The sequence below is a fragment of the Candidatus Chlorohelix sp. genome, from assembly GCF_037138995.1.
GTDB lineage: Bacteria > Chloroflexota > Chloroflexia > Chloroheliales > Chloroheliaceae > Chlorohelix.
In genome coordinates, this window is sequence record NZ_JBAXHI010000019.1 from 43,716 (window position 1) to 69,422 (window position 25,707).

Here is a 25,707-nt window from a genome sequence, read left to right on the forward strand (position 1 = left end):
TATTTAGAAGACCTCTAAAAGGAAAGGGATAAAAGCCCCGTCAGACTTTCCGACTGTACCCACTTTCCGAATTTGCAAATCAATAAATTCATAGATTTATATTTGATGATTGAAATAGCTGTGTTATAATCACGCTTATTAACGATTTTAGTGAGTCGCTAACAGGTTGGGTATTAGTAATTGGGACATTTGACTCACAAGGTTAGGTTTTACGATGGGTCGCTACGCAATTTGCGTCGGTATAGATGATTACGATAACTTACCGGAAGGCTGGAATTCGCTGGAATTTGCCAGCGCAGATGCCCGTGCCATGTCTGAAATCCTTCTCGACACCGTGCATGGAGCGTTTGATAAGGTTGAACTTCTAACCAAACCCGCACAAACTACTCTTTCCGGTCTAATAGACGCGCTTAAGCGTCTTTTCTATGATATAAAGCCCGAACCAGATGACTTGGTTTTACTTTATTTTGCTGGTCATTGTGGACTTGACCCACAAGATCGCCTCTTTCTAATTCCTAGCGATGGTCGTATCAATCATTGGGGTATTCCAGACCTTGCCAGTATGCTTCGCCTTGATAATATTGCTGCATATTTTTCCGGTAGTTATACACATAATCTGGTACTGGCTCTTGATATGGCGTACAGCGGAGAGCGTAGTGCCTTGGTGCGCCGGGTAAAATTGTCGGAAAGCCCCAACTATTTTACTATCGGTTCGATTATCAGCAGCGAGATTATTGACCAATTGCATATGCTAAATCATAGTCCTTTTAGCTACAGCCTGTTCAAAGCATTGAAGCAACCCCCAGAATCGGATGGTTGGTTAAGGGTAAGCACAATTCAAAGCTATGTAACTAACCAGTTGCGAGAACTGCTGGATACATATTGGGCAGAACACAGCCAGATGTTAAATTATCTTAGCGAATTGATGGATGACTTGCCTTTAATACGGGTAGCGTCCGAATCGGAAGAATTTACTCGTGAGGTGAAAATAGCCTTGCAACGCAATGGTTATAGGTTTAATAATACAAATCGCTTTGAACAAAAAACCGGGAGGTTGCGTGCAGAAATAACTGTAGCTTTCACTCGTGCGGTTATTGAAGTATTGGCGCTGGATAATGGAAAGGTGGCTTGGAGCGAATTACAGGCGCAGCAATTCGCCAATCAGGTTGAGCGTTTGAAAACTATGGGGGAAATAACTCACGGCTTGATTATCAGTCGCAACGAGCTTGCTCAAGAACTTTCAGATTACCTTCGCCGCATCAAACTTGATTTTATGACATTGGAAGATGCCCTTGCACAGGTTTAGTTTCTAAAATTTCCATTTGCCTTGATGAGATTTGTTTAATTCTGCAATATAACTTTCCACCTCGAACCCCTCGTAGCATTCCAACCCTAGCGGTAGAGATTGCCAGACTATAGGCGGCAACTTCAGCATCGCGGCGGCTACATTGGAAATGGAATTTCCCAAATTGTCCAAATCATACCCGCCTTCTAGCAAAATCAGGTATTTTGCGCCAATATCTTGGGCTGTACAGGCTACAATTCCGGTAAGGGTATGATAAAGTTGAGGTGTAAGGTTAAAGCCTGCGCCGGGGTCATACAGATATATATGGTTAATATCATTAAAATGCCCGTCAAAACCCGCGCTAACGATTATTATTTGCGGACACCATTGTTCCACTAGAATTGGTACAACCCGCTTAAATACTGATAGAAATTCACCATCGGTAATTTTGGCTGGCAGAGGTAGATTTATGATATTGCCGTATTTGCCGATTTCGTGGACATCGCCTGACTCCGGGTAAAGTTCCGGTCCGAATTGGTGAAGTGAGCAGAAAAGAATGCGCGAGTCGTCTGAAACAATATTTTGAGTGCCATTGCCATGATGTAAATCCCAATCAAGAATCATCACCCGCTCTATACCGAGTTGCTTCAAGTAATACTTGGCGGCAATAGCGGCATTATTGAATAGGCAGAATCCTCCGGCATTCTTTCGTCCAGCATGATGACCGGGTGGGCGGCTAAGGCATAGAGCGCTACTTAGCACACCGTTTAGCAAATCTGCACTGACCGTTAGAGCAGCGCCCGCCGATAGCAGTCCTGTTTGATAAGATTCGCGGTTTAAGTAGGTAGCTTCCGCCAAAAACCCATCTGCTAATTGCACTTGTTTGATATAGTTCATATCGTGTGCTTCAATTAAGTCTGCAATATTAGCCGAACTAGGTTCTCGCAATAACATGTGTTGGGCTAATCCTGAATTGACAAGAGCGTTATAAGCAGCGGTGGCACGGCATGACATTTCGGGATGATGGGTGGGGTTCTGGTAGGAATAGGGGTATTTGATTTTATCCATAGTATAGAACTGGTCTAGATAATTTTGACCTTCTACTTCATGGTATAAATGCTTGCCTTCAATCCGAATCAAACCCGGATTGTGGGCTTCAAAACTGGACGAATAAACTAACCCGACTGGTAACATTTGCTTTCCGGTAATATAAAAAGGGCAGGAAAATTTAAACGCCTGCCCTTACAAAGTAAATTATCGTTTGGTTTTCTGCTCTTCTAGCGTGCGAATACGGCGGCATAAAACCGGCAGCATGGCAACAGCGATACTAGGCTCTCTCCTTAGAACATCAAGAAAGACCCAGCGATTTAATTCCACCACCTGAGTTTCGATAGCTGCCGTGCAAGTTGCGCTGCGTGGGTAACCATCTATCAACGACATCTCCCCAAAAAAATCCCCTCGTCCTAATTCATTTAACATGTTATCGGACAATCCCGGACGATTTTTGTTGGATACTGAAACAGAACCACTCAAAATCACAAACAAACCTGAACCGGGGTCTCCCTGCTTGATGATTATCTCCCCCTTTTTAAAGTTGCGGGTGGCAGATAATTTGGCTAACATATCAAGGTGTTCATGTTTCAATGCCGCCAAAATCGGTACTTTTTTAAGGTTCTCTATCAAATATTCATTATCCATATTTTACCCTGCTCTAACCTAGCTCTTGTATCAAAAACAAAAAACGCTCATAAAGTTGGTCAGCCAGATTTTTGTCTATAAACATTTGGGTGACAAGCCGGGATTGATTGGCATATGTTTTGAGGCTTGGTGTATTATCTTCGGCTTGAGATAGTAAATTGACTACCCGGTTGGCACGTTTGCCCAAAACTTCGTTGGCAACGGCTATCATCTGTTGTTTGATTTCTGCCACAGATTTGGGACGGTTAGATACTTCAAACATTTTGTTTTCGGGTGGGCTGGTTATAACGTCAATCATGCTACCGGGTTTGCTAACAATCTGATAAACTCGCACAATTGATTCTTCCAGCACATCATCCATTTCATAATAACTGCCGAGTTTCTGCCCCCCATTGAGGAATATGTAACCGCTTTCGGTAAGATTGGTTATATGAACTACCCCCGTATGCTGGCTATGTTCAAGAGTATTTAAAAGTTTGTTTATTTTCATACTGGTGCTGCTAAAGCTATCCAGCAACTTGTCACCCATTATCAAAGCGGTATAGCTATGGATGAAATCAGCTTCAAGCGGGTATAGCAAAATAGGGTTACGTTCGTTCGGAGAAACTGTAACATCTACAATACGGCGCAAAGCTCCTTGATCTTTATGAATCGCGCGATTGTCGGCATAACGGCTATGCACAACCCGACCCTTGTATAGGATTACAACCGCTTCAATCAGTGGGTTTGCTGTAATTATTGTCAAGAAACCTGAGAACTTTTCGCGCCAAACTAAATCAAGTACATTGCGAACCACACGCCAATCCGGCGAATCTTTTAATACAAAGGCGCTAACAAAAGGAAGCGGAAAGCCACTCCACCTCCTGAAGCGGGGCGGGCGCAAAACTTCATCACCGAGTAGAAATTGGAGTTGCCCCAATTGCTCAATTGCTTGTGAATTTGCAGATAATATCGGATTTAGAGGAGATGGCGCTACAATTGGTGATTCAGGTACAACTTGCGGTTGCGGTGTTATTTTTGTTCGATTTGTAATTGGTTCATCTATGCTGGTATTCGCTTCAACGGCTTCAAAGGTATAAGCCATCAAGCGATTAGTTTCTTCGTTAACAGCTTGTAAGGCACTTTCAGCATCATCCTCAGTTAATAAACCCAATGCGCCTAATAAGAGAAGCTCATCGGTTTTGGTTACGGATTCAGATTCGGGCGTTAATTTCTTATCCCAATGTATCCGTGCCGAACGATTGCCTAGCAACTGGTAAACTACATCATCGCCAGTGACTTTATCATTGGAAGCATGTATAAGATGACCTTGCTTAAAAAAAAGCTCAGCAATACTCGCGCCGTTTTCCTCAAAACTTAAACATCCTGATTCGGAATGCCGGAGAATATATTGCAGCAATTCAATTATGGAAAATGAATTGGAACGTGTTTCGGACATTTGATGAGATTTTCTGATTTTCTGTCTCGGATACCCATAATATAAATGTCACAGCAAATCTTCCCAATTGTAGGCAACCCTAAATAATATGTCAAGATACATTGCTTGCATAAACCGAACTGCTCGAACCGCTTAGTTAAGGAGTATTAAAACCCCTCTTTTAATAGAACTAATATTTCTTAACTTGTAATTGGTATTTCAAGTACGAGTTGTAGGTGAGTGAGTAACAGGCGGGGTTGTAGGTGAGGGAGCAGCAGTAGTACCGATTGTACTGCTTGCAATTACGGTAGTCTTGGAAGGCTCGGTTGTTGGAGATACCGAAGGAGTAGGTGTAAAAGGAGGCAAAGTGGGAATAGGCGTTGCCGTAGGCTGAGGTACTATTCTAACCGTAACAGTGGGAGAGTTTATAACTTTAAGACCATCCGGCGCAGTTATCTTAACAGGCATATCCGAATATACTCCAACTCCCTTACCTTCCAGATTTACCTCTACCTTAACTTCTTCCAGTTTGAATTGTTTTTGTTGTAAGTCTTGGAATACCTTATAAGGTCCGCTAAGAGTTATAGTAACAAGGCTCGGTGTAATATCATAGCGCAAGCCGGGACCAATATTAATTTGTTGTACTTGATATTCCAAACTGGTCGAAAAATCTAACGGTAAAATAGCAATCCGTACTTTGGCGCGTTTATTATCGGCGGAGACTAATACATTCTTTGGTTGCACCAAAGCAACGTCAAGCACAATATCGCTGTTTGCGCCATTCACATCTACCGGTTCTGTTTCGATATAATTAATCTGGCTTATTATATTAGGCTCGCCAAAAATAGTTACAAATTGAGGGTCGCGAGAGGCTGAGCCAACAACATAACCCAAAGCGGGTTGCCCGACTGTCGTTACCCGGATAGGTACATCTCTATTCTGGAAATTCGGATTTACTCTTATATCTACCGTTGCCGTATCTGGATTAACTCTTACCTGATCCAGTTTTAATTCTATATCATTTGCGCCGAGCAATACGATACCGGTGGTACGTGCCACCAACGATAAGTTCCGATTTGAAACATCTACACGTGCCACTGCACGTTTCACTTGTGCTACCTGACTGTCAGGTCCGGATATCTCTATCATTGCTGGCGTAATCTTAATATCGCTGAGTGTATAATCAGGCGACACTTCACCTACTGGCTGAACTTCCGCTTTGAGATTCGAGATTTTTATTTCCTCAACCTGAATTTCAATCTTTTCAGGTTTTATACTGTAGCGCACCCCATCGGGAACACGCAACTCCATTTTGAACTGGTCGGTTGTTGGTTTGGTAAGCTTGGTAAGATCGACAAAAGGCTTTAGAGAACTTGAAGTGATACTGGTTAGCTTATCTCGTGGTCCACTTACGGTTACTGTAACAGATTCTTTTATATTAGTATTGCGAACAATAAGGTTGGTTGCGGAAGGATTGCGAACTTCCACAGGAATACCATCGTAAGTATTGGTCTGTTCCGGGTACACTGTCAAACTTACATATCCCCATACAAATAACGCTAATATCAATGCAAGAGCTAAGCGTCCAAGTTTGAAATTTTTGAAACCAGTTAGAAAGTCCATAGGAAGAGAAATTACCCGCTTTTTTTTGTAGTCTTGGAAGCAATTTTGGATTGGATGTTGTTAGGGGTGTTAGCCGTAGCTTCGGGGTCACCTTCTCCGGTTAATTCCTTCGAAAAAAAATGTGTCAACGAAGCCAGCGTTGAGTTGGAAACCTGACGTATTCGCCGCTTGCTATCTTGTCCTCGGTTAGCTACCAGCAAAGCAATTAGCATGTCGGTTAACTCTTCCCGCTTCAAGTTGCTATGAAGTCTGCCAGAAACAGCCACCGAAACAGTTCCGGTTTCCTCACTTATAACTATTGCTACTGCATCACTATTTTCGCTAATCCCCAGTGCTGCCCGGTGTCTTGTTCCGTAATGTTGCTGAATACTGGTATTATCGGTGAGCGGTAAAATCGCGGCTGCTGCCACAATTTGGTCACCTCTTATAATCACCGCGCCATCATGCAAAGGAGTATTTGGGACAAAAATATTAACCAATAGTTGTTCGGAGACTAGACCTTCTACCAAAACCCCGTGACTTTTAGTTATGACATCCTGTAAACCGGTACCGCGCTCTATTACAAATAGTCCGCCCCATTGTTGCGAACTTAAAGTGTAACAGGTTTTGACCACTTCCGAAATCATTAGACGGATGGCGTTTTCAGTTCGTTGGGTAAGAGGGCGATTGAACCAATCACTGGTATGCCCGATTTGCTCAAGGGCGCGTCGTATTTCAGGGGCAAAAACTACCGGAATAGCAACCAAAATAGCCGGTAAGGAATTTATAACCAAAAAACGCAATACCTGAAATGGCCAGATATTGACGATTATCAATAAAGAAACTATTAGGATAATCGCTCCTCGCATTAATACCAGAGCGCGTGTACCCTGTAGCAGCGATAGCAGCCCATAAATTAACAGAGCTACTATTATAATTTCAATGGCTGCCACCAAGTCAAGCCTAGAAAAAAGGCTTGCCAGCAATCCCAACAGTGCGTCCATGCATTCTCAAATCCGAAGCCGAAGCGAACGGGCTAGTATAAAATCAAACGAATCATTTAACTTGTTCTTGCCCAAGTTGCCCGACTTCTACAGCCTTCTGCTTAGCCTGTTCCTGTAAATTTTTTGCTCTTTCATTTGTCGGTTCACGTTTTAATATTTGCCCGTATAAGCGGTAGGCTTCCCCGAATCTGTTTACATTTTTCAGAACATCCGCCAAGGTAAAGTAAGCACGGGTATCATCGGGTGTTAGCGCAATAACCTGATGAAGTGCGCCGATAGCTTCTTGAGGATTACCGTTTTGAAGGCAAATTTGGGCAATAGTGCGCTGTTCTTCGATTGCATCTTTGAGCCGTCCCGCCAAAATATGAATATTTACCAATTGCTGGCGAGCTTCAATATCAGCAGGAGCAATGCGTACAATCCGGTCATAAAGGTCATAAGCTTTTTGCTGATTATTCATCATCATGTAAACTTCAGCACCTTTTTGCAAGCTGCGTACCGCATCTTTCATACGCCCGTTTTTACGCTGCAACTCTGCCAGTTCCTCGAGTTCAGCCATCCCCTGTTCGGTCATACCACGCTGCAAATATACTTGGCTAAGCTTGTCCCTCACTTCAATTCGGTTAGGGGCAATACGCTCCATTTCCTTGAGTACATCAATCATATTTTCAACTTGATTAAGCTTCTCAAAATGGTCAGCCAGTTCGCCTAATTCTGCTAATGCATCCGGCAATTGTCCCTGCTCGAAAAATAGCTCTGCCAGTTGAAAATAAACGTCTCTTTCATAAGGCAACAAACGTTTGACGGTTCGCAACGCTTTAATTGCATACTCTGATTGTCCTTGTGCGCCAAAAGCCTTTGCCAATTTACGATAAATGACAGATTGCGAAGGTATAGAGCCATATCGGAAATTAGAAGGCGCAAAATTTTGCACGTCCACTTTATCCATATAAGAAACCACCTTGCTAAGAGCTTCTACTGCATCGGCATATCGGCTTTTATCAAGATAGATTTGCCCCAATTCCCAACTAGCCAGCAATTCATAATCGCGATTTGAGAGAGAGCCGGAAGAAGAACGTATTGTCTCCTCTAATGAACGTATAGCAAGTTGCCATAGTTGCGATTCAATATACAAACAGCCAATGGCATAGCTAATGCCGGGGTTGTTGAATACTATTTGGGCTTGCCTATATTCCGCAATCACTTTTTCGCGGATAGTCTTATCCTGCCCAATTACATCCAGCACACTTTTGAAGCTTGTCCAACGAACATCGCCTTGATCTGTAATAAAAATAGTTATGTTAAGCAAGCATAAAGCTCGTAAATTATACGGCTCTAGTTCAAGGGCGCGTCTAAATTCGGCAAGAGCTTCATTATGTCGCTCAAGTTGGTTAAGCAACTCACCGTATTTTAGCCTAATTGGAGCGCTACTAGGCGCAAGGCTTCGCAACTTGCGACATTCTTCGAGGGCGCGATCAAGTTGTCCACTACGGATAGCGCCTTCAATACTATCGAGTAATAATTCTGCGGCTTCCTCCTTAAAACCATTGGTCATCAAGAGGTTGGCGAGTTTTCCGCGCAGTGCCATATTTTGTGGGCTGATAGTAGCCAACCGCCGAAATGACCAGATTGATTTTTCAGAATCGTTACGCAAGTTATAGAGATCAACAATAAACTGATATTTTACACGCGCATGTTCAAGCCAACCCTTTTTAATAAAGATTTCAGCCAGAATGGCTTGTGCGGGCAGATAATTCGGGAAATAGCGTATAAGCTCATGTGAAGCATCTATTGCCGCTTGCAATAAATCCCGCTTCATAAACTCTTCTGCTGCCCGAAGATATGGACCCGCATATTGATTTATATCGAGATTTATTAGTCCGGTAGGGAATACTGAAAGAATTTGCAGCTTTCTACCGGAGTCTTCTGCAGCAACAGTTTTAGCAGGCTCGTTATCCTCATCTGATAACGTTTCAAAATCTTCCTCGTCCGGATTCTGGCTAGGTTTGGAGAAAGTAATTGTAGCGCTATAACCCGGAATTTGGGAAGTATCAAGCAACTCTTCGCCAAATTTGCTTTCTTGCCCCAAATTGGTAGTGGTTGTACTACTTACTATCGGTTCTTCCGGCACAAACTTTGGCGCAACTGGCGGGTTCAGTTCACGCGCTCTGACAAGGGCAAGCCCAGTTTTTTCGGTTTTGAAATTATTCTCGCGAATGAAATCTGCCAACCTCTGGTAAAGAAGAGTTGCGCCGGGTATATCGCCTTTCTTCTCATAAGTATCAGCGGTAATCTCATACATGTCCACCAATTCGTCAACGGAGTTCTCATCAATATTAGAGAGGTCAATGCTGCTTAATGCAAATTCATAAGCTTTAACCGCTTGGTCATATTGATTTATACCTTCATGAGCCTGTCCAAGCGAAAAATAAGCAGATGCAGCATAATCAGAATCTTTGGCAGCTTTGGTAAGGTTTGGAATGGCTTGTTCAAATTGATGTTCCTGAATATAAAGTTGACCGAGGCTGTAATAAACATCAGCGCGGTCAGCCCCTGCCTCAATAGCCATTTCATAATGGCGGATTGCAAGACCTGCTTCTCCGCGTTCAAGATATAATTCGGCATCTGTTATTAGTTTGGTCGCATCCGAAACTGGCATTATTTCAACCGACGGCTCAGGTTGTACAACCGGAGTTGGGGGAATGGGTTCAAGCGCAGGAGATTCAAATGTCTCGCTAAACACAGGCAAGTCATCTAATGAGGGCAGGTCGGCGGTACTAATTTCTATCCGGTTTCCGCCTTCAAGCTGATTTATTAGAGTTGGGGCATCCTTGTTATTCGAGTCAAGCTTTAAAACATCGTTAAGTATCTCAAGTGCTTGCGTATTATCAGTTTTGCGAATATAGTATTTCGCAAGTTCAACCCCAACTGCTGCTGCCGAAGGATTATCGCCTTGATTTACATAGATTTCGATAATGTCATAATAAGCTTCAGTGCGATTTTCATCTAATGCAATAATATCGCTGAGTGCTTCAATCTGTACAACCGATTGATTATTTTCACGGGCTATATCACGTAAACGAAAGAATATAGCTATTGCATCTTCAATGCGTTCAAGCTTTGCCAAAGATTCGGCATAGCCTCGTAAAATACTAGGGTCTTTCGCCCGTAATTTGGCGAGAGGCTCAAACTGAATCAGTGCTTGCTCTACTCTACCCATTTGTAGTAAAGAAAGAGCAACTCCATACCGAGCATCCAAATCTTTCTTGAATTCGGTAGCAGCACGATAGTATTCGCGTAGAGCTTGGTCCCATTGGTTTTTATCCCGGAACTCGCGCCCACGCGACATAGCTTCATCGAATATTTGCCTGTTTTCAGCCATATTTTAATCCCAACCTTGCAGTCGCGGCAGTGTGGCGCGGAAATTTCATTGTATCCGGGCAATATTAATTATCTGCTCAACATAATTCTAGTAATTTAATTATAGCATCAAGTGTAAAGGCATGAAAAGGCACAAGCACCACAAATTTTAGCGTTATTTCAAATCTTCTTTCTAGAATAGTTTTCCTGATTCTTCAAAGGGCTTGTGCCGCTTTCCATTAAACTTAAAAGTTGCATCGTTAGCTCAATATCTCACTTCAAAACCGTGATAAGTTCCAGTAAAATCACTCCAGTCAATGCTAATTTCGCGTACTCTGGAGGGAGTTGGACCGGTGTACAACAAATCGAGTAGATTCTCAAGGTGGGCTTTATATCCTTCTGCTTCAAGCTCTACCATTGTGTGGTCAAAGCGATTATTGCGAACCCATCCGGTTAGTTCAAGTTTTGCAGCGTGGTATAAAACAAACTGGCGATAGCCTACCCCTTGCACCCGCCCATGCACTTGCGCTCTCAAATTTCGCTTCTGCGAGGTTTCATCATTCATTTTTTTGCCTTCCTGCTATTTATTCATCGTGCCAGAATTTCCCCTAGCAACTGGTTACATTTATTATCCATTTTAAACTATAAATTTGTAGTAGAAAATACATGCAATAAAAAAATATCGGTGGTAGAATATATCATGATAATATATCAGTGTGATATATCAGAATGAGATAAGATGCTATGTATGAACTAATAATACTCTCAATACTGTTAGGAACCCCGGCACATGGCTACCTGATAGCCAAGATAGTCAATAATGTGTTGGGACCTTACGCAAAAGTAAATAGTGGGAGGCTATACCCGCTACTGGCTAAATTAGAAAAAGAAGGCGCAATCGAAGCCATTGAGCCGGATTTAACTCAAAAAGAAAGTGGGCGGCAAACCAACGCTTACCGGATAACCGCTAAGGGGTCTCAGCTATTCCGGCGGTTAATGCTGGATACCTCCTCAAATCCCGGAGATTACCAGAAAATTTTCTGGCTAAAAGCCGCAATGATGGACACCCTTTCTCCCGATGAGCGCCTATTTTTGATTGAGCATTACATCAATTATTGCCAAGCGCATGTTCTTTACTTGAAAGCCAAATGTGAGGAATTAAAACATGGCTTATCTAGCCAAGAAATTCCTCAACATCGCTACTCAATTGTCCATGCCATTGAACATCGGGCGGTACATTGGCAACGCGAATTGGAATGGGGTGTCAGTTTAAAGCAACAAGAGTTAGTCGAACAGTGAATCTGGGGTTGAGCTTACCCCAATAAAAGCAGGAGAGTTAAAATGCAGGTTACAAATAAGCATAAACCCGTGACAAGCGCTGAATCAGAAAATCAAGCGGTTATGCGCTTCCCAGACGGCAGACCAATTAACCCTTGGTTGGTGTTGGTCTCGCTGGTAATGGGACTATTTATGGCGTTACTGGATGGAACAATCGTAAATATCGCTTACAACGCCATTTCTACAGAGCTAAAATCGGATACTATTACCACCAGTTGGGTATTAAATGCCTACAATCTCGTTTTCGCAGTGTTATTGGTCACAATGGGCAGACTTGCCGACCAATTCGGGCGCAAGCGGGTTTTTATGAGCGGTATGGTGCTGTTCACAATCGGTTCATTGCTTTGTGCGGTTGCTCCTAGCATTGAGTGGCTAATCGGCTTCCGGGCAGTACAGGGCATCGGCGCGGCGGCGTTAAATCCTATAAGCCTTGCCATTATCACCATTGTGTTCCCACCCGAAAAACGTGGTGCGGCTATCGGTATATGGGGAGCAATAACCGGTATGGCGATGGCGTTAGGTCCGATTATTGGCGGCTTCTTGGTAGATAATTATGATTGGCGTTCTATATTCTTTGTCAATATCCCGGTGTGCATAGTGGCATTATTTATGGTGTGGCGCAATGTGCCGGAAAATCGTGACCCTAATACATCCAGTGCAATTGATTTGCCGGGTATGATTTTGCTTAGCGTCTCTCTGCTCTGTTTGGTACTGGCAATCATTAACGGCAATAGTTGGGGTTGGGGTTCAGCAGGAATTATTGGGATGTTCGTTGGCTCTGTGCTGGCAATGGCTCTTTTCATCATAGTGGAGCTAAAGGAAAAACACCCTATTATTGATTTTAGCCTTTTCAGGATACGTAGCTTCATTGCCTCTAACTTTGCAATGTTCCTGTTTGGCATCGGTATTCAAGCCGGTATGTTAATGCTAGTGCTATACTTTATTACTTCCAGAGGCTACAACGAGCTTGAAGCCGCTTACGCGCTCTTGCCAATGCCGATTGCAGGCTTCATCACCTCCGGCGTGTTTGGGATGTTCAGCCGTAAAGCCAACTTGCGTTACGTAGCAATGGGTGGGTTAATAGTATCCGGTGTAGGTTTATTGAGCTTCTTTAGCTTGGATTACAACTCGGAGTATATTCAGGTCATATGGCGCGGTGTACTGGTAGGTATCGGGCTTGGCACCAGTTTCATGACCTTCTCAAATATCGTACTATCGGAAGTGCCACATTCTAAAGCAGGGGTGGGGAGTGGTGTGTTCAACACTTTCCGTCAAATCGGCTTTGCGTTGGGCGTAGCAATTATGATTAGTTTCTTTGCCGGACAGGTCAAAGACAACATGGTTGATGCAAAGGCAAGAGTGGTAGAAATAATACGCAGCGATGCTACTATACCCGAAATTGCGCGTACTATGATTGTTCAACAATTTGATAAAATGGGCGCACAAGGCGGTGCAAGCATGCAAAGCGGTAAATCTCAAGCTTTTGACTTGGTAACAATGTCGAAGGGAATGCCGGGAATGGAAGCAATACAACCGCAACTTGCAGTTTTGAACACCAAAATTGGTAACGAGTTCAATAAAGCCAGCGTTGATGCTTTCCGTTATACTTGGCTGTTAGGCGGTATATTTATCCTGCTAGGCGTGATACCGGCTTCATTCGCTCGACACCTAAAAAATGCGAAGCCTGAAGCAAGTTCAGGCGCATAAACATAATTTTTCTCCTTTCTCCGAGCAAGGGTGTAGCGAGGGCTATACCTTTGCTCTTTGTAAAAGCTAGAATAGAAGTGTTAGATTTTTTTTCACTTCTAAAATAATCGGTACTGTGGTAAAATGACGACAACTTCACCTTCATTCTGCAATAGAAACTGACGAAGGAGTCTCTTAACCCAATGAATAAAGCACAACTGGTTAAAGAGCTTATCAAGATTTTCGGCGAAGATAGCGTCTTGCACCATGTAGAAGATATTATGGTGTATGAGTATGATTTCTCCATTGACAGCAATCGCCCGGAAGCGGTGGTTTTGCCCCGCAACACCGAACAGATTTCCCAACTCATGGACTTATGCGAAAAAAATAAAATTCCAGTGGTACCACGAGGAGCGGGAACCGGTTTGAATGGCGGTAGTATTCCGGTGCGTGGCGGGATAGTGGTTTCACTGGCACGTATGAAGAAGTTGGTAAAACATGAGCCTAAAAACCGCTATGCAGTAGTTGAACCCGGCATGGTTAATATTGATTTGAGCAACGAAATTGCTAGTACAGGCTATTTTTTTGCGCCTGACCCTGCCAGCCAACGCGCCAGCACTATCGGCGGCAATATCGCTCTCAACTCCGGCGGTCCGCATTGCCTTGCGCTTGGTTCTACCACCAATCACATATTGGGGCTTGAGCTTGTTCTGCCCGGCGGCGAAGTTGTAAAAACGGGCGGGGCTGCCCCTGACCGTCCCGGCTATGACCTGACCGGCTTCATTGTGGGTAGCGAAGGTACGCTTGGTATTATAACCGAGGCAACCGTTAAAACCATGAAGATACCCGAAGCGGTACAAACCTTCCTCGCCCTTTTCCATACAATTGATGAAGCCTGTGAAGCAGTAGCGCAGGTCATTGGTGCAGGGATAGTCCCGGCTGCTTTGGAAATGCTGGATCAGGTAATGATTGAGTTGATAGAACGCGCTATGCACGCCGGATACCCCCCCGATGCTGGAGCAGTTCTACTAATCGAGATTGACGGTCTCAGAGAAGAATTAGGGGATTTACAGGATACTATAATAGATATTTGCCGTCGTACAGGCGCATTTGATGTAAAATATGCCACCAGTGAAGAAGAACGGCAGAAGTTATGGAAGGGGCGCAAAAGCGCTGCCGGAGCGCTCGGACAGGTTGCTCCCAATTTTTATCTGCATGATGGCGTTGTGCCGCGAACCAAATTACCTGAAGTTATGCACAAGGTGATGGAGATAGGGCGCGAATACAATCTGGTGGTGGCAAATATTTTCCACGCCGGAGATGGCAACTTGCATCCGAGCCTACTTTTTGATGCGCGAGAACCGGGTATTCTGGAAAGGGTAATCGAAGCGGGTGAGAAAATCCTGAAACTTTGCGTGGATGTAGGCGGAACTATCACCGGAGAACATGGCATCGGTACTGAAAAGCAAGAGTATATGACATGGATATTCAGCGAAGCCGACCTTGAGACAATGCGTAAGGTTAAAGATGTTTTCAACCCAAATGATACCGCCAATCCTTGGAAAGTCTTTCCCACACGCCAAAGTTGCGGAGAAATCAGCTTGAAAATGCGCTTACTAAAGTCAAAACCGGGCATGGAAGAAGCTTGGATTTAAGGGTGATTCATGAAAGCAACCGGAAATAAAAAGAGAACTCGGCGGACAGGTAAGGAAACCACGCCGAAAACGGACAACGAGAATCTGGGAAAACTGGCAATTGACGGGCAAATACCGAAAGCGGTTGCCTACCCTACCACTAATGAAGAAGCCGCTGAATTTCTCAGAGAAGCTGACTCCACAGGCAAGAAAGTTTCAGTGCGAGGCGGCGGCACCAAGCTAAGAATCGGCAATTCTATAGAAGGGCTTGACCTTGTAATCTCAACCCGCAAGCTGAATCAAATCCTCGAATACGAGGCAGCAGACCTGACTCTATGCGTACAGGCGGGCGCAAATCTAGCACAGGTACAAAGTAAATTAGAGAAGCAGGGACAATTTCTACCAATTACCTCGCCTCTTTCCGCTACTGCAACTGTGGGTGGCGCAATTGCCAGCAACAGCAGCGGACCTACCCGCCTTCAGTATGGCGCGGCGCGAGATTGGCTTATAGGGGTGCGCTTTGCGTTGGCAGACGGCACACTCGCCAAAGGGGGCGGGCGCGTGGTCAAAAATGTTGCCGGTTTCGATATGATGAAATTGATGATAGGTTCTATGGGTACGCTGGCAATGCTCTTGGAATTGAATCTCAAACTATTGCCCCTACCGAAAGCACGCGCCACTGTCCTAATCCCTTTTAATGCCGAACATGAGGCTTGCGAAGCCGCCTTACGTATTATTGATAAAGGCATTTTTCCTACCGCAGAAACAGTGTTAGATTCTAATGGGGCGGAGTCGCTAGGCTTGGAAGCACGTACTACCCTGCTGATTGAGGTTAGGAATACGGCGCAAGCAGTAGAAAGACAGTTGCGCGAAATCCAGCAATTAGTCTGGCAATTAAGCGGCGCGAAGGTGGAGCGTATAAACGATGAGGACAGCCAATCTAAGTTTTGGTCGCCTGTCACAGATTTTGCCTACCGCCCTTCATTGAATGCCCCCAATACGCTTGTAATAAAGGCAGGGGTCGTACCCACTCAGGTGGCTATGATTATCCGACAGGCTCATCAATCTGCCAAAATGAATAATATTCAGGTTGAGTGTATGGCACACGCGGGACACGGTATTTTGTATGTCGTGGCTAAATACCCTGAAAATGACGAAGAAACAGCCCTGAAATTCATTAAGGAAATTACTGCCAAAGTAGAATCAAATAGCGGTTCAGCAATAATAGAGCAAGCTCCACTAACGCTCAAAACCCAGCTTAAAGATATATGGGGCAATGCCTTGAGCCGTACTGAATTGCGGCTTATGCGCGACATCAAGAAAAAACTCGATCCCAATCGTACTCTGAACCCCGGAAGGTTCGTTAATAGCATTTAAGCGCGGTTTTTGTTTTGCGCCATTGGGAATTTGACGGCTACTAGAAAGTGGACTGAGTGATGGACACCGTAAAATTGGTTGACCTTGTGAAAGATAAACGTTTGCCCGGTTTCATGCAGGGGGAAGCCCCTAGCTACGATGATATGACGCGCTGCATCCATTGTGGGCTATGCTTGAACCAATGCCCTACCTACCGAGTCACAGGCAATGAAACAGAGTCGCCACGCGGCAGGCTCTACTTGATGCGAGCTTTTGCGGAAGGGCGCATTTCCGGGCAAAGTGAATCCCTACAAAAACATCTAAACCAATGCTTGCAATGCCGTGCTTGCGAAAGCGCCTGTCCTAGTGGCGTTAAATACGGACATTTGGTAGAACTAACCTCCGCTGAAGTTGCCCAACAAACAGCCCAAAAGCAAAGCCGCACTGAAAAAATTATCCGTTGGTTGGTATTCCGACAGCTATTCCCGAAACCAAATAACCTGAGATATTTTGCCCTTGCCACCCGCTTTTACCAGCGGTCACCCATACAGAAGATTAATCGCGCCGTAGGTTTCCTAAGACTACCCGCGCTCTCCAAAATAGGGCTTGGCAAACTCGCCGACCTTGAAGAAACACTGCTTCCGCCCATCAGCAAGCCATTATTTGAACCTCCAGAAGAAGGGAAAGTCCCCGCGCTTACCGAGCAAAAATATCGAGTGGCGCTATTTAGCGGTTGCGTGATGAGCATTGCCTTCGCCGGTATTAATGAAGCTACCGTGAGAGTCTTGACCCGCAACCACTGTGAAGTGGTAGTACCCGAAAGCTTAAATTGCTGTGGCGCACTCCATGTACACAACGGAGACCGTGAATATGGCAAGGAAATGGCTATTCGCAACATCGAGGTATTCGAGGAAAGCGAGCGCAAATTCGGCAAATTCGATGCCATTATTATCAATGCTGCCGGGTGTGGCGCAATGTTGAAAGAATACGGCGAACTGCTAAAATCCGATAAGGCAATGGCGAAACGCGCCGAAGCATTTTCCGAAAAAGTAAAAGATATTACCGAGTTTCTGGCAAGTATTGAGCTTAACCGCAATTTTGGGCGCATTAATCGGCGCATAACTTATCAGGACGCATGCCACCTGTTACACGGACAGAAAATCCAATTCCCGCCACGCGCACTGCTAAAGGCGATTCCCGGAATTGAACTGGTAGAGATGAAAGATAGTGACAAATGTTGTGGTAGCGCGGGGATTTACAATGTAACCAATTCTGAATTGAGCTTGCAAATCCTCGATGAAAAAATGGAAAATATAGCGGACGCACGCCCACAATGTATCATTGTTGCTAACCCCGGTTGCCATCTACAAATGAAACTGGGCGTAAAACGCGCAGGGCTGCAAAAAGGATTGGGTAAACCGATTGATGTTGCTCATATCGTAGAATTATTGGACGAGGCATATCGAGCGGCTGAAATTTAAGAATAAACGCTAATAAAATAGCTAACAGTTGACTTGATTACTACCTAAACCTATAATGTGCCTATAGTTGGTGGTAGAATGAAAAGGAAGTTCAATATTTAGGGGATTTCCATTATGGGAATGAAACTGGTAGTAGCAATTGTACAAAATGATGATGCAGACGAGCTAATTGATGCTCTGACATCTTCCGATTATCGTGCCACTAGATTAGCCAGTACCGGCGGGTTTCTTCGTCAGGGCAACACCACTATTATCGTTGGAATACCGGCAGAATCTGTTAACCAAGTATTAAACATTGTTGCCGGGCATGCTCACCCTCATCATCAGAATGTCGTGCCAAATCCTTTCCCCACTCCTACAACTGTTACGATGCAAACCGCAAAGGAAGAACCTCTCGAAGTTCAAACTGCAAAAGCTACTGTTTTCGTACTAGATCTCGAACGCTACGAAAGAATTTGAGTAACATATAATGACAAACGATAATGTAGGGCAATCAAAGAAGTTAGCCATAGTGTACGGCGCTGAGTTACTCACCTATGATTTTGGACCGGAACATCCTTTTGGTGCAAAACGCGGTAAAGTTACGTGGGAACTTCTCAAAGCTTTAGGCATTCCTGAGCGAGACGATGTATTAAATCTCAATACTAGAGAAGCTTCCAACGAAGAATTGCGCTTGTTCCATACACAGGATTACATTGATTTTGTCGAAAGTGCCTGCAAACGTGGGTTTGGGTATCTGGATGGAGGCGATACACCTGCGATGTTGGGCGGTTTTGAAGCTGCAAAAACCGTAGTGGGCAGTAGTTGGAGTGTTTGCGAAGCGGTAATGAAGGGGCAAGCACGTTATGGGGCTACTATTGTGGGGGGATTGCATCACGCTTTTCCCGGACGTGCCTCCGGGTTTTGTGTCTTCAATGACCTCGCGGTTTGCATTCAGCTATTACGGCGCGAGTTCAAGCTAAAAAGAGTAGCCTATATAGATATAGATGCCCATCACGGTGATGGGGTGATGTACGGTTTCTATGAAGACCCGAATGTAATCTTCATTGATTTTCATGAAGATGGGCGTTACCTATTCCCCGGCACAGGCGCAATCCATGAATTAGGGCGCGGAATTGCAACAGGAACCAAATTCAATATGCCAATGCCTCCTTACAGTGGAGACCAGAGTATGTTACGGGCATGGGATTCGCTAGTGCCACAATTGTTGCATGATTTCAAGCCCGAATTTATTCTGCTTCAAATGGGGGTGGACGGGCATGGGGGCGACCCTCTAACTGAATTGAATTATTCTTCTGCCAGTTATAAGCATATTATTCGTTCTCTGCGCGAACAAGCTGAAGAAGTTTGTGACGGGCGATTAGCCTTGTTTGGCGGTGGTGGTTACAACTTGGAGTCGTGCGCTCTACGTTGGACGGAAATGATTGCGACCTTGATTGATGCAGAATTACCTGATTTTCTTCCCGATAATTGGCGCACCCGCTATAAAGAAATTACAGGGGAAGAAGCCCCCGTAACTTTTCAAGAAGATTTCACCTCAGATAACACTCTCGTCAGAGTGGCTGAAATGGTGGATTGGTTTCGTATGAAAGGGCTATTACTCTCATGATTAAGCGAATCTTGCTTGCCTACGATGGCAGCCTTGTATCGCAGGTTGCAGCACAACATGCTGCTGAAATTGCTACACACTTTAATTCTGAAGTAACCGTTTTGACTGTAGGTGGTCCACTTTTTGGAGGAGTTAGCAAAGATGCCACTATTCAACATATGAACGAAGCGGACTATGAAAAAGTGGCAGATGAAGGTCTCTCGATTTTGGCGGACAAAAAGGTACGCGCTCACAAAAGATTCCGTTGGGTTGACCCGGCTGATGAAATTCTGCACGAAGCTTTGGAAGGGGGCTACGACCTGATTGTTATGGGACATCGTAGCGCACATAGCAGTATCCGGCGTGATGAGGGTATGCTTGGCAGTGTTGCTATTAAAGTGATAAATCATGCCCCTTGTTCGGTTATGATTGTGCGCCCTGATTCAAATCTTCAGAACCCTAGCAAAATCGTTTAGCGGGAGTTCAGCTTGTACGAAATCAAACCAGAGCGACAGCTAGAATTATTGCGTTGGCTTATATCTTTCCAAGATGCCCAGTGGTTGATTAAGGCTACTGCGGCATTGGGAAGTTCTGACGCGCTAAAGCTCAATAGCAAAGTTCGGAATGCTTTAGCCAAAACCGAAATGAAAGCTATTCTGGCGCTAGTTGGTAAGAGCAAAGCCGATAATCTAGCTGATGCCTTTGAGATTCTCAAAACTTTCCTGAGTTTGGTGTATGGAGAGCGCGGTTGGAAGGGTGAATTTCGCCTTTTTTCCGAATATCAGGCTGAGATTGAGGTTTCTTCGTGGAGCTTAACCGATACCTTACGTAAAGCCACCAATTCCGGTACGGAAGCGTTCAGTTTTGCGGTTGAGATGCTTTGGAATGGCTGGTTTGAGATGTTATTACCCGATACGCATGTTGAAATTTCCTCAAAACTGTCCGGCACAAATGGACGCACCAGCGACCTATTCTCTATTACTTGTTTTAGTGAGGCATTTGCTGTTTCAAATCAGCCTACTGTTGTAAATCCGCCAGTGCTAGAATCAAATCCGGTGGCGGAGGCGCTACAAATTTTACTGGAGGATGAGAAGCCGGAAACTGCTCCTGTGCCTTCCCTAGTAGATTACACCACTTATACGCCGCCCGTTGCGGTCAGGCAGCCTACTCCTGTGTTGCCAACTGAGCAACCCGATAACAAGCCAATGCATGGAGGGACATTATCCCAAAGATTAGCTAATAAGCGACCATCTGCCAGTGAAACAAATCCGCAACAGTCTCCCGGCAATGAAACCGCGCCCTCTAATATTGTACCGCTTTATGACCCCAAGAATGCGCGTCCGCTTTATTCAGTTGATTTAGAGCAGAAAACCAAAGATGCGATTGGGCGGGGTGAACTCAAGCGCAACAAACTAATGCAAAAACTTTTTCTCTCCAAAGAAGCGCGTGAATTGCTGGAAAATGCAGCGGATGAGGCTCCTGTTCCGGCTTTTAATCTCGCCGCAGGTATCGAGGGCATTTTGCAAAACTTGATTGCAGAGCGCAATTACACGTCTCCAGGCTATATCAGCGAGGAAGTACATGTTATTGGTGGGGCGGAGGGTGAGTTACAAATTCTTGTAGGTAAGAGGGTTTTTGGGGCAGTGAGCGAAGTGCCACCCGGACATATCCGGGAATTGCTGGATGAAGCAGTAACACGCTGGGGCGAAAGTGCAACAGGCTAACGAGAAACAAGGGGCTTTAACCCCTTGCCTCAAACAAAAAACCTGAGCTAAAGACCTTCCATAGTTTCCAATAAAATACCGTCAACCACTTTCTTAAAATCCCCGGTTTGGTGAAAAGTGGCGAGTTGGCGGTCTGCGCTGGTTCCGCCTTTAATAAGGGTACGAATATACTCAATTTCCTTGCGACTTCCTAGCTCATCCACCACTTCATCTACAAATTCCAGCAATTCATTCAACAAATTTTTCGCGCTGACCTCTTCTTGCTTTCCAAGGTCAATCATATTCCCCTCAATGCCATAGCGCACCGCCCGCCATTTATTTTCCATTATCAGAGCGCGGCTATAACGCCTCCAGCCGATATTTTGCACACGTAATTTATAAAGCTTGGCGCAAACCGCTTGAATTAATGCGGCTAAAGCCAGAGTTTCTTCCATTCGGGTTGGCATATCACAGATACGAACTTCAATGGTGGTAAATTGAGGATGTGGGCGAACATCCCACCAGATTTTCTTGCCATCATCAATGCAATGGGTATCAACTAGAGTTTGTACGTAGCTGTCAAAAGCGGCAAAGCTTTCAAATTCTTCGGGTATGCCTGTGCGAGGGAAACGCCCAAAGACCACCGACCGGAATGATTTTAGCCCGGTATTGCGCCCCATCCAGAAAGGGGAACTGGTTGAAAGTGCCAGAATATGGGGCAAGAAGTAGCGCAATTCGTTCATTATCTGTACCGCAAGGTCAGGGTCTTCTATACCTACATGCACATGCATCCCGAAAATCAATATCTCGCGAATAACATCCTGTAATTCTTCTTCCAGAATATGGTATCGCTCATGGTGAGTTATCGGTTGCGTCTGCCAACTTGTAAAGGGATGCGTACCGGCAGCGCCAATCGCCAAACCATGTTTGAAAGCAAGCTCTGATAGGGTATATCTATTGCGAGTCAAATGCTCACGCGCTTCTTTAATGTTTTTGCAAATAGGCGTAACCGTTTCCACACAACTCATTAACATTTCAGGCTTGATATTATCGCCCAATATAGGAGCGCCAACCGCAATAATTTCGGCATTGCGTGGGCTTAACTCGCGTGTGGTAGGATCTACCAATTGGAACTCTTCCTCGATACCTAATGTAAAGGAAGGTGTAGGGCGTCGCATACTTTACTCCAATTTATTACTCAATAACAAAAGTTGGTACAGTGCTTCCGGTACCTGCTGTAACATTAAGCAGCGATGCCGCAGACAGACGTGTAAGCAGCCCTGCTACCTCACTGTCAAAAATATAAGGGTCACAATCTACTAGCCGTTCTGCCAAGACAGTCTCGCCATTATTCAATACAGGATACAGTTCTTTTGCCACCTTAACTTTTTCCTGCACCACAAACGGTTCGGGCAAGGCTGCGTCAAAGGCTTTTTCCCATGCGTCAGACTCGCTCTCCCAACCAATTGTAATACCTTTGCCACCGTACTCGTCATTCGGTTTCAGAACTAACCTGTCCCTATTTTGCATAACAAAAGCGCGTAGGTCAATTTCTTCGCCTTTGTAGGTAGTTTTTCCTTCGCGCACTCGTCTTGTCCACGGCACATGTTTTTCAATCAGTTCCAGTTGGAGAGAAGAAAAGTAACGATGATTTTGCTCATCAGTTAAAAGTCCGAAAATCATCTTCTTATGAAAGATTTTGCAGCGGAAGCTGTTAATCATGCAAACCGCGCCCTCCTCATAGGCTTTGAAAACAGGTTTGCACTCTGCTGCCCGTTCGATTAGCTCGCTTCCCAATACGCGCTTTAAAATAAGGTCTATTTCAAAATCATCTTTACGCAATTTACCATCAGTATAGGTTAATTCGCGGGGGTCACAAATGATAGCTTTCACGCCGCGCTGCCCGAAATGCTCTTGCAAAAGCTCAAACTCAGTTCGGGTTGGCACATCATCCCAATCCACAATTGCGACCTGTGGTACTCGCGTTGGACGAGTTCCAAGATATTCACGATAGTTGTTCAACAACATATCCAGTAATTTTGGTTTCACATCAATATGGCTAAGCTGATATTTCTCGGTGAATTTTTTCATCACAGGTAAAGTGGTGAATAGTTCGGAGAGACCATCTTCATAGGTTGCGCCTGCGGGGGATTCGGCGTTGTATTCCACAAAGTGCATAGTCAAACCATCAGCATCAACGCTCAGAAAGCTATCTAGGCGGCTATGTGCGCTCAAACGCTTGTAGCCAGTATCAAACGCCAGCAAGCGATGTTCTTCTTCGGTCAAGCCTACATCTGCCAGCAATCTCTCAGATTCGGCTTTATCACTGCCGAGCATAACATCGCCCAAGCGAGCAATTGCGCCTGTCAACGCATTGCACACTTCCCGAATATAATTGAAATGCACTCTAGTGGTAAAATGGGGGCGCAAGACGTTACAAAGGGGCTTACCGCCAAAGGTTAACTTACGGGGTGGCATGCCATCCAACAGCATTTGCCAACTATCGTCAGCAAGTTCAGGACTGCCAGTTATCAACGAGTGATAATAGCTTATAGCTTCTTCAAGGCGTGCCGCTTCTTGTTTGATTTGGCGATTTGCATCCATCTTATAATCCCCCAATCGAAGGAGCGGGGCGTTTTTCACCCCGCTTTTAACTACTCTATTACTTTGAGCGCGTATTTCTGCCGCTCAATAACGCATCCCAGCGATAACGTACCGGTTGAGGTTTGCGTTTGTCAGTAGCATAATCAATCACCAAATCGGTCATTGCCCCGATAACCCACTCAAAGTAGGTTTCGCCTACGCTCCAAAAATCCATATCTGGAGCGGGATTCAGGAAATCAATAGCATAGGGTACGCCATCACGAATTGCAAATTCAAGCGTGTTCATATCGTAACCGAGAGCATCGCACAACGTCTGGCAATCATGCACTATGCGGTCGTGCAATTCTTTTGAAAGATAATTGGGGTCAACTATGTATTTGCGCTCGGAAGGATCGTAAGGCATTACCTTAATATTATCACGACCGATAGCATAACAGCGCACGTATTGGCGAAATTCAATGTTTTCTTGCAAAACCATTGTTAGCTCACCAGTTTGGTTGTAGCAACGCCAAAGTTCGTCGAGATCATGAACCTTATACACATTCTTCCAACCTCCCCCTGTTGCTGGTTTAAGGAAAGCAGGAAGCCCTGTATAAGCCACTATATCATTCCACGGCAAGGGATAGGTTAAATTTCTCAGCGACTCGTCAATAATTCCTTCTACATAAGCTTTGTTAGGTAAAACGACTGTTTTGGGATGTGCTACCCCTAGTTTAGTAGCAATTGTTGACTCAATATATTTATCGTCAGCAGTCCACCAGAAAGGATTGTTGATAACAATAGTTCCCTGAAGGGCGGCATTTTTCAGGTAGCTGCGATAATACGGTACTTCATGGCTAATACGATCAACGATAACTTTATATTCACAAGGTTCATCCATATAAGAGCCAACGAGTGAAACCATCTCGGCAACGATACCCGCATTTCTCGAATTAACGCTGTCTATAAAAGCCTGTGGGAAAGTTCCTTCCCGCCCAACAATTAGACCAACTTTCAGCGGTTCTTTTACTTTCTTTGCTTTGACTGCCATTTCCTTCTCCAGTGATATTATAAGTACTTACGAATCTGAGTTCTCCACGCGGGCCAATCATGGTCGTAGCCCCCCCAAATATCAAGATGGTGTGATATGCCCTTTAACTCAAGAATTCCGGCAAGTTGTTTTGTTTCATAAAGGCAAACCGGCACGTCCCATTCACCAACTACGAGAAAGATTTCCTGCCTACGAAGCTTATTGGTAAAGTCGCCTTCGCCAAGCCCTCCGATATAATCCACCGGCACGTTATAATAAACATCATTGTTAACAAAGCCGTCCAGATAAGTATGGACGTTATAGCGCCCACTTTGCGCTACAATCTTGCGGACAATTTCTGGATGTCGGAATCCATAATTGACACTTTGAAAAGCGCCAAAACTACATCCGGTTGTAATAATAAAGTTGTTCTGGTTTTTATTTCTGATAAAAGGCAAAACCTCTTCGGTCACATAGCGGTCATAGGCAATGTGCCGATTGATTCGCTCGTAAGGTGGAACATGGTTGTTATACCAGCTTTCGTTATCAACACTATCAATGCAAAATAGCTGTAACCAGCCATTATCTAGCCTATCCTTTAAGGCTTCAACCATTTCACTATCTTCGTATTGGTAGAAACGCCCCATAGAAGTAGGAAATACTATCACGGGCGCACCGGCATGCCCAAAAACCAGCAATTCCATGACACGCCCAAGGCTGGAACTGTACCATTGGTGGTATTCTCTATTCATGTTCTTCTTTCTGGTTGAACGGATTCCAAGACAAAAACCTTGCAGAATTTAACATTCAGGTGGGAAATTGTCAATCTACTGATTATTTTTATAAGAAAGCCTAGAACATTTGCAGCTGCTTCTATTTTTTTTACTCCCATAGGCATCAAGCTAAGAAGCAACAAGGGAGGGGTCTAAACAATATTGATAG

At 44.6% G+C, this 25,707-nt stretch carries 21 protein-coding genes; 10 read left to right on the top strand and 11 right to left on the bottom strand.

Annotation, left to right across the window (positions count from 1 at the left end):
• The first annotated feature begins 214 nt into the window (after positions 1–214).
• Complete coding sequence (locus WCK19_RS10445; RefSeq protein WP_342397318.1) at positions 215–1,306, top strand: caspase family protein; 1,092 nt, start codon at positions 215–217, stop codon at positions 1,304–1,306.
• 3 nt (positions 1,307–1,309) lie between these two features.
• Here the strand turns inward: WCK19_RS10445 and WCK19_RS10450 are convergent, their stop codons facing one another.
• From WCK19_RS10450 to WCK19_RS10480, 7 genes are all read right to left on the bottom strand, one after another.
• The gene (locus tag WCK19_RS10450) at positions 1,310–2,479 is read right to left on the bottom strand and encodes a histone deacetylase (RefSeq protein WP_342397319.1); all 1,170 of its coding nucleotides are present in this window, start codon (positions 2,477–2,479) and stop codon (positions 1,310–1,312) included.
• Between the two features lie 60 nt (positions 2,480–2,539).
• Positions 2,540–2,983, bottom strand: a complete 444-nt coding sequence (locus WCK19_RS10455; RefSeq protein ID WP_342397320.1) for a cyclic nucleotide-binding domain-containing protein — start codon at positions 2,981–2,983, stop codon at positions 2,540–2,542.
• 13 nt (positions 2,984–2,996) lie between these two features.
• Positions 2,997–4,421, bottom strand: coding sequence for a DUF4388 domain-containing protein (locus tag WCK19_RS10460; protein WP_342397321.1), 1,425 nt, complete (start codon positions 4,419–4,421; stop codon positions 2,997–2,999).
• Positions 4,422–4,619: 198 nt separating this feature from the next.
• Positions 4,620–6,023, bottom strand: a complete 1,404-nt coding sequence (locus tag WCK19_RS10465) for a CdaR family protein (RefSeq protein ID WP_342397322.1) — start codon at positions 6,021–6,023, stop codon at positions 4,620–4,622.
• Positions 6,024–6,034: 11 nt separating this feature from the next.
• Entirely contained in the window at positions 6,035–7,006 is a 972-nt protein-coding gene (gene cdaA / locus WCK19_RS10470; protein WP_342397323.1) for a diadenylate cyclase CdaA, read from the bottom strand.
• 52 nt (positions 7,007–7,058) lie between these two features.
• Positions 7,059–10,388, bottom strand: a complete 3,330-nt coding sequence (locus WCK19_RS10475; protein WP_342397324.1) for a tetratricopeptide repeat protein — start codon at positions 10,386–10,388, stop codon at positions 7,059–7,061.
• A 243-nt stretch (positions 10,389–10,631) separates the two neighbouring features.
• On the bottom strand, positions 10,632–10,931 hold the full coding sequence (locus WCK19_RS10480) for an acylphosphatase (protein ID WP_342397325.1): 300 nt from the start codon (positions 10,929–10,931) through the stop codon (positions 10,632–10,634).
• 179 nt (positions 10,932–11,110) lie between these two features.
• Here WCK19_RS10480 and WCK19_RS10485 point away from each other — a divergent pair, with 179 nt between their 5' ends.
• The 9 genes from WCK19_RS10485 (at position 11,111) to WCK19_RS10525 (ending at position 21,173) form a co-directional block, all read left to right on the top strand.
• Positions 11,111–11,665, top strand: coding sequence for a PadR family transcriptional regulator (locus WCK19_RS10485; protein ID WP_342397326.1), 555 nt, complete (start codon positions 11,111–11,113; stop codon positions 11,663–11,665).
• Between the two features lie 42 nt (positions 11,666–11,707).
• Positions 11,708–13,411, top strand: a complete 1,704-nt coding sequence (locus tag WCK19_RS10490; RefSeq protein ID WP_342397327.1) for an MFS transporter — start codon at positions 11,708–11,710, stop codon at positions 13,409–13,411.
• A 182-nt stretch (positions 13,412–13,593) separates the two neighbouring features.
• The gene (locus WCK19_RS10495; protein ID WP_342397328.1) at positions 13,594–15,045 is read left to right on the top strand and encodes an FAD-linked oxidase C-terminal domain-containing protein; all 1,452 of its coding nucleotides are present in this window, start codon (positions 13,594–13,596) and stop codon (positions 15,043–15,045) included.
• A 9-nt stretch (positions 15,046–15,054) separates the two neighbouring features.
• The gene (locus WCK19_RS10500) at positions 15,055–16,401 is read left to right on the top strand and encodes an FAD-binding oxidoreductase (RefSeq protein WP_342397329.1); all 1,347 of its coding nucleotides are present in this window, start codon (positions 15,055–15,057) and stop codon (positions 16,399–16,401) included.
• A 59-nt stretch (positions 16,402–16,460) separates the two neighbouring features.
• Positions 16,461–17,861, top strand: coding sequence for a heterodisulfide reductase-related iron-sulfur binding cluster (locus tag WCK19_RS10505; RefSeq protein WP_342397330.1), 1,401 nt, complete (start codon positions 16,461–16,463; stop codon positions 17,859–17,861).
• 114 nt (positions 17,862–17,975) lie between these two features.
• The gene (locus tag WCK19_RS10510; RefSeq protein WP_342397331.1) at positions 17,976–18,320 is read left to right on the top strand and encodes a cyclic-di-AMP receptor; all 345 of its coding nucleotides are present in this window, start codon (positions 17,976–17,978) and stop codon (positions 18,318–18,320) included.
• Between the two features lie 10 nt (positions 18,321–18,330).
• On the top strand, positions 18,331–19,470 hold the full coding sequence (locus WCK19_RS10515; RefSeq protein ID WP_342397332.1) for an acetoin utilization protein AcuC: 1,140 nt from the start codon (positions 18,331–18,333) through the stop codon (positions 19,468–19,470).
• Complete coding sequence (locus WCK19_RS10520) at positions 19,467–19,925, top strand: universal stress protein (protein WP_342397333.1); 459 nt, start codon at positions 19,467–19,469, stop codon at positions 19,923–19,925. The genes WCK19_RS10515 and WCK19_RS10520 overlap by 4 nt, the downstream gene beginning before the upstream one ends.
• Before the next feature lie 12 nt (positions 19,926–19,937).
• Positions 19,938–21,173 (top strand): hypothetical protein, encoded by a 1,236-nt coding sequence (locus WCK19_RS10525; protein WP_342397334.1) that lies wholly within the window; start codon positions 19,938–19,940, stop codon positions 21,171–21,173.
• A gap of 47 nt (positions 21,174–21,220) precedes the next feature.
• Here the strand turns inward: WCK19_RS10525 and WCK19_RS10530 are convergent, their stop codons facing one another.
• Genes WCK19_RS10530 through WCK19_RS10545 form a run of 4 tightly spaced genes read right to left on the bottom strand, consistent with a single transcriptional unit; the run spans position 21,221 to position 25,517 of the window.
• Positions 21,221–22,330, bottom strand: coding sequence for a carboxylate-amine ligase (locus tag WCK19_RS10530; protein WP_342397335.1), 1,110 nt, complete (start codon positions 22,328–22,330; stop codon positions 21,221–21,223).
• A 16-nt stretch (positions 22,331–22,346) separates the two neighbouring features.
• Positions 22,347–23,756, bottom strand: a complete 1,410-nt coding sequence (locus tag WCK19_RS10535) for a hypothetical protein (RefSeq protein WP_342397336.1) — start codon at positions 23,754–23,756, stop codon at positions 22,347–22,349.
• Between the two features lie 58 nt (positions 23,757–23,814).
• Positions 23,815–24,786 carry a hypothetical protein gene (locus tag WCK19_RS10540; RefSeq protein WP_342397337.1) on the bottom strand — a complete coding sequence of 324 codons (972 nt, stop codon included), beginning with the start codon at positions 24,784–24,786 and terminating at the stop codon, positions 23,815–23,817.
• Positions 24,787–24,803: 17 nt separating this feature from the next.
• The gene (locus tag WCK19_RS10545) at positions 24,804–25,517 is read right to left on the bottom strand and encodes an alpha/beta hydrolase-fold protein (protein ID WP_342397338.1); all 714 of its coding nucleotides are present in this window, start codon (positions 25,515–25,517) and stop codon (positions 24,804–24,806) included.
• Positions 25,518–25,707: the final 190 nt, after the last annotated feature.

What these genes read in the sequence shown, in the direction of transcription:
- WCK19_RS10455 (WP_342397320.1), bottom strand. Translation starts at nt 2,983, where the DNA reads ATGGATAATGAATATTTGATAGAGAACCTTAAAAAAGTACCGATTTTG.
- WCK19_RS10450 (WP_342397319.1), bottom strand. Translation starts at nt 2,479, where the DNA reads ATGTTACCAGTCGGGTTAGTTTATTCGTCCAGTTTTGAAGCCCACAAT.
- WCK19_RS10540 (WP_342397337.1), bottom strand. Translation starts at nt 24,786, where the DNA reads ATGGCAGTCAAAGCAAAGAAAGTAAAAGAACCGCTGAAAGTTGGTCTA.
- WCK19_RS10510 (WP_342397331.1), top strand. Translation starts at nt 17,976, where the DNA reads ATGGGAATGAAACTGGTAGTAGCAATTGTACAAAATGATGATGCAGAC.
- WCK19_RS10500 (WP_342397329.1), top strand. Translation starts at nt 15,055, where the DNA reads ATGAAAGCAACCGGAAATAAAAAGAGAACTCGGCGGACAGGTAAGGAA.
- WCK19_RS10515 (WP_342397332.1), top strand. Translation starts at nt 18,331, where the DNA reads ATGACAAACGATAATGTAGGGCAATCAAAGAAGTTAGCCATAGTGTAC.
- WCK19_RS10530 (WP_342397335.1), bottom strand. Translation starts at nt 22,330, where the DNA reads ATGCGACGCCCTACACCTTCCTTTACATTAGGTATCGAGGAAGAGTTC.
- WCK19_RS10495 (WP_342397328.1), top strand. Translation starts at nt 13,594, where the DNA reads ATGAATAAAGCACAACTGGTTAAAGAGCTTATCAAGATTTTCGGCGAA.
- WCK19_RS10520 (WP_342397333.1), top strand. Translation starts at nt 19,467, where the DNA reads ATGATTAAGCGAATCTTGCTTGCCTACGATGGCAGCCTTGTATCGCAG.
- WCK19_RS10485 (WP_342397326.1), top strand. Translation starts at nt 11,111, where the DNA reads ATGTATGAACTAATAATACTCTCAATACTGTTAGGAACCCCGGCACAT.
- WCK19_RS10535 (WP_342397336.1), bottom strand. Translation starts at nt 23,756, where the DNA reads ATGGATGCAAATCGCCAAATCAAACAAGAAGCGGCACGCCTTGAAGAA.
- WCK19_RS10490 (WP_342397327.1), top strand. Translation starts at nt 11,708, where the DNA reads ATGCAGGTTACAAATAAGCATAAACCCGTGACAAGCGCTGAATCAGAA.
- WCK19_RS10460 (WP_342397321.1), bottom strand. Translation starts at nt 4,421, where the DNA reads ATGTCCGAAACACGTTCCAATTCATTTTCCATAATTGAATTGCTGCAA.
- WCK19_RS10545 (WP_342397338.1), bottom strand. Translation starts at nt 25,517, where the DNA reads ATGAATAGAGAATACCACCAATGGTACAGTTCCAGCCTTGGGCGTGTC.
- WCK19_RS10480 (WP_342397325.1), bottom strand. Translation starts at nt 10,931, where the DNA reads ATGAATGATGAAACCTCGCAGAAGCGAAATTTGAGAGCGCAAGTGCAT.
- cdaA (WP_342397323.1), bottom strand. Translation starts at nt 7,006, where the DNA reads ATGGACGCACTGTTGGGATTGCTGGCAAGCCTTTTTTCTAGGCTTGAC.
- WCK19_RS10505 (WP_342397330.1), top strand. Translation starts at nt 16,461, where the DNA reads ATGGACACCGTAAAATTGGTTGACCTTGTGAAAGATAAACGTTTGCCC.
- WCK19_RS10475 (WP_342397324.1), bottom strand. Translation starts at nt 10,388, where the DNA reads ATGGCTGAAAACAGGCAAATATTCGATGAAGCTATGTCGCGTGGGCGC.
- WCK19_RS10445 (WP_342397318.1), top strand. Translation starts at nt 215, where the DNA reads ATGGGTCGCTACGCAATTTGCGTCGGTATAGATGATTACGATAACTTA.
- WCK19_RS10465 (WP_342397322.1), bottom strand. Translation starts at nt 6,023, where the DNA reads ATGGACTTTCTAACTGGTTTCAAAAATTTCAAACTTGGACGCTTAGCT.